10 protein-coding genes are annotated in these 11,128 nt (G+C 71.2%); 3 read left to right on the top strand and 7 right to left on the bottom strand.

Going from position 1 to position 11,128, the window contains the following annotated elements; translation table 11 throughout:
* Positions 1-55 precede the first annotated feature (55 nt).
* Positions 56-1,099, bottom strand: coding sequence for an NAD(P)-dependent alcohol dehydrogenase (locus tag QSK32_RS15810; protein ID WP_045741823.1), 1,044 nt, complete (start codon positions 1,097-1,099; stop codon positions 56-58).
* A gap of 473 nt (positions 1,100-1,572) precedes the next feature.
* Here QSK32_RS15810 and QSK32_RS15805 point away from each other — a divergent pair, with 473 nt between their 5' ends.
* Together QSK32_RS15805 and QSK32_RS15800 are read left to right on the top strand one after the other, a co-directional pair.
* Positions 1,573-2,244: a hypothetical protein gene (locus QSK32_RS15805; protein ID WP_045741737.1), complete on the top strand. Its 672-nt coding sequence runs from the start codon at positions 1,573-1,575 to the stop codon at positions 2,242-2,244.
* Positions 2,241-3,101, top strand: coding sequence for a nickel/cobalt transporter (locus QSK32_RS15800; RefSeq protein ID WP_285472334.1), 861 nt, complete (start codon positions 2,241-2,243; stop codon positions 3,099-3,101). Before QSK32_RS15805 ends, QSK32_RS15800 begins: the two co-directional genes overlap by 4 nt.
* A gap of 107 nt (positions 3,102-3,208) precedes the next feature.
* On the opposite strand, the gene QSK32_RS15795 is transcribed toward QSK32_RS15800, so the two are convergent.
* A complete protein-coding gene (locus tag QSK32_RS15795; protein WP_285472333.1) occupies positions 3,209-4,648 on the bottom strand; it encodes an MFS transporter in 1,440 nt (479 codons plus the stop codon).
* Between the two features lie 26 nt (positions 4,649-4,674).
* Here QSK32_RS15795 and QSK32_RS15790 point away from each other — a divergent pair, with 26 nt between their 5' ends.
* Positions 4,675-5,211: a CGNR zinc finger domain-containing protein gene (locus tag QSK32_RS15790; RefSeq protein WP_285472332.1), complete on the top strand. Its 537-nt coding sequence runs from the start codon at positions 4,675-4,677 to the stop codon at positions 5,209-5,211.
* A gap of 367 nt (positions 5,212-5,578) precedes the next feature.
* Here the strand turns inward: QSK32_RS15790 and QSK32_RS15785 are convergent, their stop codons facing one another.
* The 5 genes from QSK32_RS15785 to kduI all read right to left on the bottom strand — a co-directional run bounded on the left by QSK32_RS15785 (position 5,579) and on the right by kduI (position 11,055).
* On the bottom strand, positions 5,579-6,025 hold the full coding sequence (locus QSK32_RS15785) for a MarR family winged helix-turn-helix transcriptional regulator (protein ID WP_045741735.1): 447 nt from the start codon (positions 6,023-6,025) through the stop codon (positions 5,579-5,581).
* Between the two features lie 15 nt (positions 6,026-6,040).
* Positions 6,041-6,910, bottom strand: coding sequence for an MBL fold metallo-hydrolase (locus QSK32_RS15780; protein WP_045741734.1), 870 nt, complete (start codon positions 6,908-6,910; stop codon positions 6,041-6,043).
* Between the two features lie 84 nt (positions 6,911-6,994).
* The gene (locus QSK32_RS15775) at positions 6,995-9,202 is read right to left on the bottom strand and encodes a DUF4132 domain-containing protein (protein ID WP_285472331.1); all 2,208 of its coding nucleotides are present in this window, start codon (positions 9,200-9,202) and stop codon (positions 6,995-6,997) included.
* Between the two features lie 96 nt (positions 9,203-9,298).
* Complete coding sequence (locus tag QSK32_RS15770; protein WP_285472330.1) at positions 9,299-10,165, bottom strand: phosphotransferase family protein; 867 nt, start codon at positions 10,163-10,165, stop codon at positions 9,299-9,301.
* A 65-nt stretch (positions 10,166-10,230) separates the two neighbouring features.
* Positions 10,231-11,055, bottom strand: a complete 825-nt coding sequence (kduI, locus tag QSK32_RS15765; protein WP_045741731.1) for a 5-dehydro-4-deoxy-D-glucuronate isomerase — start codon at positions 11,053-11,055, stop codon at positions 10,231-10,233.
* Between the last annotated feature and the right edge of the window lie 73 nt (positions 11,056-11,128).

The raw sequence follows: 11,128 nt of genomic DNA, 5'->3' as shown, positions 1-11,128 counted from the left end.
GGACCGACGAGGACCAGCGCGGGAGGGCCGACGAAGGCCTCCGTGCGGACAGTATTCAGCGCAAGGAGGCCACGTCGATGACGAAGCGGTAGCGGACGTCGGACTTGAGGACACGCTCGTACGCCTCGTTGACCGCGTCAGCGTTGATCACCTCGACCTCGGAGACGATCGAGCGTTCGGCGCAGAAGTCCAGCATCTCCTGGGTTTCGGCTATGCCGCCGATGCTGGAGCCGGCGAACGAGCGGCGGTTGCCGAACAGCGTGAACACCTGGACCGGCAGCGGCTCCGGCGGGGCGCCCACCGCGACCAGGGTGCCGTTCAGGCGGAGGAGACGCAGGTAAGCGCCGATGTCCAGGGACGCGCTGACGGTGTTGATGATCAGGTCGAAGGTGTTCTTCAAGCCTTCCAGAGCGGTCGGGTCGCTCGTCGCGTGGTAGTGCGCCGCTCCGAACGCCAAGCCATCGTCCTTCTTGCTCAGGGTCTGCGACAGGACCGTCACCTCGGCGCCCATCGCCGCGGCGAACTTGACCGCCATGTGCCCGAGGCCGCCCATACCGACGACCGCCACCTTCGTACCCGGGCCGGCCTTCCAGTGGGCGAGCGGCGAGTACGTCGTGATGCCCGCGCAGAGCAGCGGCGCGACGGCCTCGATCGGCAGGGACTCCGGCACGCGCAGCACGAAGTCCTCGTTGACCACCACGTGCGTGGAGTAGCCGCCTTGCGTGATCGTCCCGTCCAGGTCCGTCGCCGCGTAGGTGCCGATGTTGCCCTGCGCGCAGTACTGCTCGTACCCCGCCTGGCAGTTGTCGCAGGTCCGGCACGAGTTGACCATGCAGCCGACGCCGACCCGGTCGCCGACGGCGTGCCGGGTCACCGCGGATCCGACCTCCGCAACGTGCCCGACGATCTCGTGGCCGACGGTCAGCGGGTACGGCACCGGCCCCCACTCGCCCCGCACGGTGTGGATGTCCGAGTGGCAGATACCCGCGTACGCGATGTCGATCAGAATGTCGTGCGGCCCGACGTCCCGGCGTTCGAGCGTGGTGCGGACGAGCGGCTCGGTGGCCGAGGTCGCGGCGATGGCGTTGACAGTGAGAATGACGTCCTCCGGGAACACGAGAAGATCAACCGACAAAACACGATCATGCTCTGGTACGCGGCCCGCCGCCACCGAAGTCCCCAGCGGGACGGCCCGACCGCGGCCCACCAGCCGAACAGTCCGACCGCGGCCCGCCAGCCGAACAGTCCGACTGCGATCCCACCAGCCGGACGGTACAGCCGCGTTTCCCCCCGTAGGAGGGTGCAGGCGCGGTCACCCCCACCAGCACGGTACGACCAGCCAGCCGGACGGTACGACCACGGTCACCCCCCAGCATCCCGGACGGCGGCTCGGCCGGGGGCGGGATGCCCCGTTCCCGCCCGTGGCACCGGCCTGCCGCTGCGAGCCATGCAGTGTTCACATGCGGGCCTTTTCAAGATCATGAACCGCCCACCCACTACCCGGAGACTGAACGCCGTTGGTGTGCTCGACAGCTCCAGGAGTTCTGAACCGTGTCCCTCCCAGGCACTCGCGTGCTGGTGACCCTCGTGGCCGCCGGAGCCGCCGTCCTCATGCCGAGCCCCGCCTCGGCCCACCCGTTCGGCGACCCGCAGACCGTCGACATCGCCGTCGACGCGCAGCATCCCGACGTCGTCCACGTGAAGTGGCGCGTCGGCGGCCCCGACGACCTCACCCTGCTCGGCGTCTCGCTCGGGTTGCTGCCGTCCGACCGGCTCGCCACCGACGGTACGGTCGACTACCGCTACACCGATCCCGGCGTCGTCGGCGCGTCCGCCGAGTTCACCGGTTATCTCCTGCAGCGGATCACCGTGCGTACCGGCGCCCAGGAATGCACCGGCGCCGTCGAGCCGATCCGCGCGCTCGCACTGAAGGGTGCCACCGCCGCTTTCACCTGCCCGGGCCCGGTCACCACCGCCTCGGTCGCGGTCCGGACGCTGACCGACCTGAACCCGGCCTACCGCACCCTGGCCACCGGACCGTCCGGGCAGCGGGCCGTCTACGAGGGCGGTGACGACACCCACGAGTGGACCCTCACCGGCGCGCCCCCCGCCGAATCGGTCGGCAGGGGACGCAGCGCCCTGCTGCAGATCGGCGGCATCCTGCTCGCCGTCATTCTCGTCGCCGGCACCCTGGCCGGAATCCTGGCCACCGCGAAGCGCCGCCGCCGGGCGGTGACCGCGTGAACGTCACCGAACTCTCCGACCGCCTGCAGGACATCATCCACACGCCCGGCATCGCCCCGGCGGCCTTCGTGATCGCGTTCCTGGCCGGCGCCTGGCACGCGGTCACTCCCGGTCACGGCAAGACCCTGGCCGCGGCCTACCTGGCCGGTTCGCGCGGCCGGATCCGGGACGCGGCCTGGCTGGGCGGTTCGGTAGCGGTCATGCACACCTTCTCCGTTCTGGTCATCGGCGTGGCCTGGACGTTCTTCTCACTCTCTGATTTCGTACGTATGGAGCAGCTCACCGGCTGGCTGCAGGTGATCGCCGGCGTGATCATTCTGGGCACCGGCGTCTGGATGCTGCGCCGTCACCTGCACGGACACAGCCACTCCCACGGGCACTCACACGGCCATGGTCACGACCACGGCCGCTCACACGACCACGGAACCGGACACGACCAGGTGCACGCGGACGATCAGGAACACGACAGGGGTCACCAGCACGACCATGGTCACGGGCAAGATCACGGACACGACCATGATCATGTACGGAAACCGGGACTCCTCCTCCTCGGCATCTCCGGCGGCTTGACGCCCTCCCCGGCGGCTTTCCTGGTGCTGGCCACCGGGCTGTTCCTGGGGCGGGCCGGGTTCGCGCTGCTGCTCGTGCTCACGTTCGGAATCGGCATGGCCGTCGTCCTGTTCGGCGTCGGCGTACTCGCGGTTGCCGGCAGTTCGCTGGTCACCAAGAGTGTCCGCACCCAGTCCACGCTGCGGCTGGCCAGCCGGGTCACGCCGCTGATCGCCGCCGGCGGCATCACACTGTTCGGTGCTGGGCTGGTCACGGTAGCCGCGGCCCAGTTGGTGACGGCCGGCTGACCTGAAGCTCGCAGAGAAGTGGGAGACGTGCTGCGGCGTGGTCCACACGACACCTGGGCCTCACCTCGCCCCACTTCGACTCACAGAGCCATGGACACATGTCGCGGTCATCGCCCGTGCCGAGGAGAGACCGTCACCCATGGGCGGGGGTGCGGGCCCGGTGGGCGGGGTTGCGCAGCTCGACAAGCTGTTCGTCGAAGGCGTCCTGTTCGGGAGTGCTTCACGGCGTACCCCCAAGAGAGCGTGAGCAGGGCGATCAGAAGGACCCAACCGGCGGTGAAGCCGCCGCTGACGTCGCGGAGACGGCCGAGCAGCGGCGGGGCGATCACTACCGCGATCTGGTTGACGGCCATCACCAGGCCGATGGAGAAGCCGGTGCTGCCGGGGGTGGCGACGATGGCGATCCATGGTCCGTACCAGCCGATACCGAAGAAGCCGAGCCACACGAACAGCAGGACCGCGGTGACCGGGTGACGGCCGGCCGGGGTGACCAGGGCCAGGAGGCCTCCGGCGACGGCGAGCATGCTGGCGGTCACCACCGTGGCGCGTGACCGGGAACGATCGCTGAGGGCGGCGAGTCCGATCCGGCCCGCGGCACCGGCGAACTGAACGGCCACGAGTGCGGCGGCGGCTGCGGCGGCCGTCATGCCGGCCTGCTCGTGCAGGTGCAGGACGGTGAGCAGGCCGATGCCGCTGTGCACGGCGACCATGCAAGTGCCGGTGACGACCGCGAACCGCATGGGCACCTCCCGGCGGTCGCCACGAACGCCGGCCTGAGAGCCGGCGCGGTTTCCCTCCCCCGCGCTCAGCGGACTCGACGAGTTCGACAGGTTCGACGTAGTCGACCAATTCGGCGGACTCGACGCGCCCGCTGCGGTCAACGGGCTCGACACGGGCAACGGGCTCGGCGGCTTCGACGGGACCGACCGGCTCGATGGGCTCGATGGGCTCGATGGGCTCGGAACGATCGGCGGCACCGGCAGGTTCGACGGGGATGCCGGTGAGCGGTAGACCAGCATGAAGGCGATCGCCCCGCTCATGGCCACCGCTCCGCCCACGAAGATCGCGGCCCGCCAGGACGCCGCGGCGGCGATCAGCGGCAGGGTGGCCGCCGCGGCCACCGCGCCGAGCGGAAGTCCGGCCTGCCGGATGCCCATCGCCAGGCCGCGGCGGGAATCGTCGAACCAGGACGCCACCGACTTGCTGCCGCCCGGCTGGATGGTGCTGTAGCCCGCGCCGACCACCAGCAGGACGATCAGCAACGCCGGGTAGCCGGGCGCCAGCGTGCCGGTCAGCAGTGCGGCACCCACCAGGGCAGCGCCGATCCCGACCACCCAACGTTCGTCGAAGCGGTCCAGGAGCACGCCCGCCACCAGTAGCCCGACCAGGGGCGCCAGCTGCGCGGCCGAGACCAGCAACCCCAGCTGGGCGGCGCTGATGTCCAGGTCGTCGCGGAGTACGACGCCGAGCGCCCCCAGCCCCTGGACAAAGAAAGCGGCGGTGACCTGCGTGAACGTCGCCACGGCCAGAACCGTCCATCGATACATGCGACCCAGACTGGTGTAATGGTCTTATGCATCTCAACCCTTACGGCGCGGCCGCGGTGACGTTGGCGGCGGCGCTGGCGAACCGGCGGCCCCGCGACGCCGCCGACCTGGCGCGGCGCTGCCAGGAGGCGGGCCTGGTCCTCGAGTCGCCGGTGACAGACCACGATGTGGTACGCCTCCGTCACGTTCTGGACACCTGGGAGGCGATCGTCGACGCCGGCGACGACACGGCACGGGCCGGGCTGCTCAACGGGATGCTCGCGGTCGCCGCCGCCTATCCACGGTTGACCGATCATGCTGGTGGGTGGCATCTGCACTACCGGGATCCGGGGCGGCCGCTCGGAGAGGTGCTGCATTCACTGTTCGCGGTGGGAACCGCCCTGCACCTGGCCGGTCGCGGCATGCACCGGCTCGGAAGGTGCGCGGTCGGCCCCTGCACACTGATCTTCGCGGACGTGTCGCGGACGGGCCGCCAACGGTACTGCTCGACGCGATGCGCCAACCGCGATGCCGTCCGCCGGCACCGGGCTCTCGCCGCCCAGCCGCACAGACGCTCAGCCTGACAACATCCCGGCCGCACGGCCGGCACCGCAACCCGCTACGGCCACGCGTCGCACGAAACGGTTCCGGCGACAAGGGGAGTCACGGCGCGGCCGCAGTCCGGGGCACGCAAAGTGTTCGAAGCGCGGCATTCGACGAAACAAGATGATAAAGCGGGTCAGCGAGACCCGGCCTGCAACAGCCACATGCATACGAAGCGGCAACGGCCCGGACCACGCTGGAGACGACGGCCGACAGGACGGGACCGCTCACACGACGACGGCCGACAGGACCGAGACGACAGGACAGGACCGCCCGCTCACACGACGACGGCCGACAGGACAGAGCCGACCGCTCACACGACGACGGCCGGTGGGACCGGCCGGCCCCTCAGAGGCAGGAGCCCCGGTCCGGCGTCGCACCGATGATCGTGACCAGCATGTGGCGCAGTGACTGGGCCTCGTCCGCCGTGAACGCCCCCAACAGGTCCGCCTCCACCGTGACGCAGGCCGCCGCCACCGTGGTCCGCAACGCCTCACCGTCCTCGGTGATCACCGGGATGCGCAGGCGCCGGTCACGCGGGTCGTTGTGGCGGACCACCAGGCCGCGGCGTTCCAGCCCGTCCAGCTGGCTCATCAGGGTGGTCTTGTCCAGCCCGAGGGATTTGCCCAGCTCGCCCTGCGTGAGGCCGGGCGTCTTGCTGAGGGCGTTCAACACGATGTAGTCGCGCAGGGCGAGCCCGTGCTTCTCGGCCTGCTCACCGCTCGCGCAGCGCATCCGTTGCGCCGCGCGATGCAGGAGCCAGGTGACCTCAGAGTCGATCGAGGGGCTGTGCATGGGTGAACCGTAGCCTTACCGTCGTGAGGTGGCGGCTTCGGGCGTCAGCCTCGGGATGCTCGCATAGGTGCCCAGGTCGTGGGCGGGGACGATACGCACCGGCCCGTCCAGGGTGCTCATCCGGCAGAGGTCGCGGCGCAGTTGCTCGAAGTCGGTGTGGGTGAAGCGGCTCGCCAGCCGGGGGCGGTCGGCGGCGCGGCGGAGGTCGCCGATCTCGTAGGTCAGGTCGCCGACGAACGCGTACCGTTCCGCGGTCGGCAGTGTCACGAAGACGACCACCGAGCCGGGGGTGTGGCCGCCGGCCGGGACGACCACCACGGAGCCGTCGCCGTACACGTCGAAGCTGCTCGGGAAGCCCAGGTGGGGACGGCCGGTGAAGCCGTACTCGTGGATGTCGTGGCCGGCGGCGACGTGCCGGAAGACTTTGCCGGACGGGTCGGTGGCGGCGTGCCGGCGTTCGGCGGCGGTCATCCAGATCGGGACGCCGCGCAGGCCATCGAGTCCGCTGACGTGGTCCCAGTGGGTGTGGGTCAGCAGCACCCCGAGGAGGCGCCCGCGGTCGTAGCCGAGGCTGTCGAGTTGTTCGCGCACGGTCCGGCCGATCCGGTAGTGCGGGCGGGTCAGCCAGGGCAGCATCGAGACGTGTTCGGCGATGCCGGTGCCGAAACCGGCGTCGATCAGCAGATCGCCGTGCGGATGCCGCACCAGGACCGACGACGCGGCGAAGCGTCGTTTGTCCCGGAACGACCCGCCCTTGACGGCGAAGCCGGCCCGCTTCTCGAAGGTGCCGGTCGGTAGGTGGTAGATGGCCATCTCGGCCGGCGGGCTCGCCTCGGGCAGAGGCGGGGCGGCCGTCCGGGCGGTGGGCTCGGCATGGGGCGACATGATCCGATCCTATGGGCCGAGAATGTCTGAGGCAAGACGTTCTTGTTTCAGACATTCTCGGATCGGTTGCCGGCAGATGACGAATCAGTGCGCGAGAGCGTGCACCTGTACCAGCGCCTCCGAGAGAACCCCCTGGTCACAGGCGCCCATCGGGATGCGGCGGGCCGGCTGCCAGTGCTCCGAGCCGGCCTCGTCGAGCCAGATCTCGGTGATCCGCTGGTCGGGCGCGCCGCTGTGCGTCCGCATGCCCGGGTCGAGCTCCAGCAGCAGCGTCCAGCCGCCGGCCAGCTGCCGGTGGATCCGGGTGTGCAGGTAGCGCGTATTGCCGTCGCCGTTGCCGTACCAGGCGGGCCCGCTCAGCAGGCCCTCGATCGCCTCTGCCGGAACCGGAGCAGAGCCGGGGCCGAGCCCGAGGCCCGGCAGCGAGGTGGCCGTGAGCTGCTCCTCGCCGAGGATCACCACCGGACGGTGCACCTGCGGGAACGGCTGCAGAATCTCGTAGTCGGCGAAGATCTGCGCCCAGGTGCCGAGGTCGCCACGCAGGTCCGCCGGGTGCACCACGCCGAGACACGCGTCACCGTCGACCGCCGCGGTCGCGTCGTCGATGTCCGCGAAACTGCCGTCCTCGGCGATCCGCACCGCCCGGAGCAGCCGGCCGTCGCGGTATTCACCCCAGAGCAGGCGCCGGGCGATCGGCCCCAGAATCGGGTGCGGCACCAGGACCGCCGGCACGTCGCGGGCCGGGCGCAGACGACGCCGGTGCATGTCCTGCTGGAACCGGGCGGCCCGCGCCACGACGGTCGCCCGCAGATCCTTCTTGAACTGCAGGAACTCCTGATAGGCGCCGGGGTTGGCGTCCTTGGCCCCGGGTTTGGGCGGCCGAGCCAGACGACGGCCGTCCGGGGCGACCACCGAGGCGGTCAGGTGTTCGTCGACGGCCACGGTGAACGTCCGGCCGCCGTAGTCGACGGTCACCCCGGTGTCCAGCCCGTGCGTGATCGCCAGCCGGTCGGCGAGCTGGGTCACCGTCAGCCCGCGACGCTCGCACGCCTGCCGGAGGTAGTCGAGCGCACGATCGTTCATCGCGCCGCCCGTCATGTTCTCCTCCATCGCCAGCATGTGCCGCAGCCCGGCGTCGGCGCCGACCGTGGCCAGCACCGCGAACCCGTCGATCGCCCGCGCGTAGCGACTGCGCCCCGGCCAGGACCGGACCAGCGGACCGAGCTGCTCCATCGTGGCCTCGTCGCCGAGGTGGGCCTGGGCGAGCACCACCCAGGCACTGGCCGCCGGCATCTCGTCGGTCAGCCAGCCGTCCAGCAGCGCCCGCCCGAACCGCGCGACACTCGCCGGGTCGGCCCGCGCGATGAGCTTGGCCGCCTCCGGTTCGGCGGGCGCGACCAGTGGTTGCACCGCCGCCGACGACTCCACCGCCACCGGGACGCCACCGTCGCGCGGGTCGGGGTCGCCGGGCGCGGGCTCCGGCGGATCCGCCAGACGCGACCGGGTCAACGCCCCCACCAGGGACATCACCTCGTCCTCCGGCATCACACCCCCACCGGCCAGGAGGATCTCCGGCAGGGCGTCCGGTTGCGACCACTGCGGCACACTGCCCTTCCTGAGTACGCCGGAAGGCGCAGTCGACTCGTTCCCCGGCGAACGGGGTTCGAGCAATCCGGTCGCCAGCTGGTAAAGCTCCGGCGCGTACCCCGCAGCGGTTGTCAGGATCAACGGCCCGGCGCCGGTGGCAGCGAGGAAGAGCAACGCCTCCTCGGCCTGTTGCCGTGCCTTGCCCGGACGGCCGGCGGCGACGGGGAGCAGCGCCCGGGCCGCGCAACCGGGATGCCGGGTCAGCCAGAGACGGGCCCAGAGACGGGCCGACCCGAGATGGCGCAGCCAGCCGGCGACCACCAGGGCGACCTGCGGACTGCGGAACGGCAGCACCAGCGCGCCCATCGTGTCGGGGTGGTAGTCCACATAGCCGAGGATCATCCGCAGGGCGTCCACCTCGAACCGGGCGGCGGCGACCCGGGCCACGTCGATCGCCTGGTGCCGGCCGGCATCACCGGACCCGGCGACCAGCGCGCGGGCCGGACCCTCGGGGCCCTCGGCGATCAGCCAGACCCGCTGCGGGCCGGTCAGGTCGCCGAGCTTGTCGGCCGAGGTCACGGCCTTGGGCCAGTCGGGTTGCGCCGGCCCTGCGTCGAGGACGGCGGCCCGCGCCAGCCAGCGGTCCCGCTCGCCGTCGGCCCACGCCATCACGGCCGGGTCGTCACAGACGAGCCCCTCGATCACGACCGGTTTCCGTGCCCCGCCCACTGCCCTGCCTGCCACCGTGGTCCCCGCCTCCCCGCGTTCCCGACCCGCAGACCGTAGCGAGGGGGTACGACATCATCGGCGTGCGGCCGTCAGACCGGCGAGACTCTCCAATCGTTGCTGGAAGATCGTCTCTGGCAGGCCGGAACCGGTGACGCCGAGCAGGATGTCGGCGACCAGGTACGCGGCATGCCGGACCTCGCACTGCGCGGCGAGCACGTCCGGGGCGATGCCGGTCTCGCGGGCGACGACGTCCCAAGCCGCGTCCTGATGGGGCCCGGGACCGCCGATCAGGAAGAACCAGTCGTCGAGCGGGTCGCCGAAGCGGGCCCATTCGAAATCCAGCAGCGCGGTGAGCCGTCCGCCGTCAGCGAGCCAGTTGCCCCAGTGGCAGTCGGCGTGCACCGGGACCGTGACCGGCGACGCCACCGGGGCCTCCTGCGCGATCCTCTGGAGCACGCCGGTCTGCCAGGTGGGGACCCGGCCGGTCGCCGCCAGCTCCTCGATGCCGGCGAGCAGCGCCTCCCGGGTGGTGAACCCGCCGTGGTCGAGGGTCTCGCCGAGTGTGCCGACGACGGCGTGCGGCGGGGTCCAGGTGTGCAGGATGTGGAGGCGGTGCACGGCCTGCTCGGCGTACGAGCGGACGGTGGCGGCGTCCGGTTCCGGGTTGACCCCGGGCATCCGGGTGTAGCAGGCGTACCGCATCTCGCGGCCGTCCACGGTGTGCCGGCCGCTCGCCAGCAGCGGCGCGGTCAGTCCGGGCGGCAGGTGCGGGGCGAGGGCGAGTTCGCGGTCCAGACGGGAGTGGCCAACGCTGTCGATGAGTTTCACCACGACGCGGGCGCCGAGGTAGACCTGGTGCGACAGGCTGGGCGCCGGTGTCAACGGACCGGAGTCGCCGCACCGGCGGGCGATGTCCTGAGCGTGGGGAAGAGCGGTCACCACCCCACCGTAGAGATCAGCGGCGGTGGATCACCGGGCGGGCGATCCACCGCGCTGTCCGCGGGTCAGCGCATCGCGGTCACCGGGGCGGCGTCCATGTCGTCGAAGGACTGGTTCTCGCCGGCCATCGCCCAGATGAACGAGTAGGCGGCGGTGCCCACGCCGGAGTGCAGCGACCACGACGGGGAGATGACCGCCTGCCGGTCGGCGACCACCAGGTGCCGGGTCTCCGACGGCTCGCCGTGCAGGTGGATCACGCGGGCGTCGGCCGGCACGTCGAAGTACAGGTAGCACTCGGTGCGCCGGTCGTGGGTGTGCGCCGGCATGGTGTTCCACATCGAGCCGGGGTGCAGCTCGGTCACGCCCATCATGATCTGGCACGACCGGATGCCGTTCGGGTGGATGTACTGGTTCAGCGACCGCCGGTTGCTGGTCAGCTGGTCGCCGAGCTCCCGCACGGTGCCCTCACCCCGCAGAACCAGGCTCGTCGGGTACGCGGTGTGCGCCGGCGCGCTGAACAGGTAGAACTGCGCCTCGCCGTCCGCGTCGGCGAAGACGACGTCGCGGGTGCCCCGGCCGATGTAGAGGCAGGCGCCCTTGGGCAGGGTGTACTCCTCGCCGTCCGCGGTGACCGTGCCGGTGCCGCCCACGTTGACGATGCCCAGCTCCCGGTTCTCCAGGAAGTACTCGGCGCGCAGCTCGTCGAAGACCGGTAGCGGCAGCCGGGCGCCGGCCGGGACCGCGCCGCCGAGCACGATCCGGTCGTGGTGGGTGTAGACGGCGGTCACCTCGCCGGGGACGAAGATCTCCTCGACCAGGTACCGCCGGCGCAGCTCGGCGGTGTCGAACTGGGGAAGCTGGTCGGGGCTCGTCGCGTAGCGCTGTTCCACGGTGGTGTCTCCAAGCTCGAACGGGAGCGGGGGTCATCGGCGATGATCGCATCGCGGGCCGGGCCGGGATACC

Source organism: Actinoplanes sp. NBRC 101535 (assembly GCF_030269225.1).
GTDB lineage: Bacteria > Actinomycetota > Actinomycetes > Mycobacteriales > Micromonosporaceae > Actinoplanes > Actinoplanes rectilineatus.
This window is presented reverse-complemented; position numbering and strand designations above follow the sequence as displayed.

What these genes read in the sequence shown, in the direction of transcription:
- QSK32_RS15785 (WP_045741735.1), bottom strand. Translation starts at nt 6,025, where the DNA reads ATGCACAGCCCCTCGATCGACTCTGAGGTCACCTGGCTCCTGCATCGC.
- QSK32_RS15790 (WP_285472332.1), top strand. Translation starts at nt 4,675, where the DNA reads ATGCATCTCAACCCTTACGGCGCGGCCGCGGTGACGTTGGCGGCGGCG.
- QSK32_RS15780 (WP_045741734.1), bottom strand. Translation starts at nt 6,910, where the DNA reads ATGTCGCCCCATGCCGAGCCCACCGCCCGGACGGCCGCCCCGCCTCTG.
- QSK32_RS15795 (WP_285472333.1), bottom strand. Translation starts at nt 4,648, where the DNA reads ATGTATCGATGGACGGTTCTGGCCGTGGCGACGTTCACGCAGGTCACC.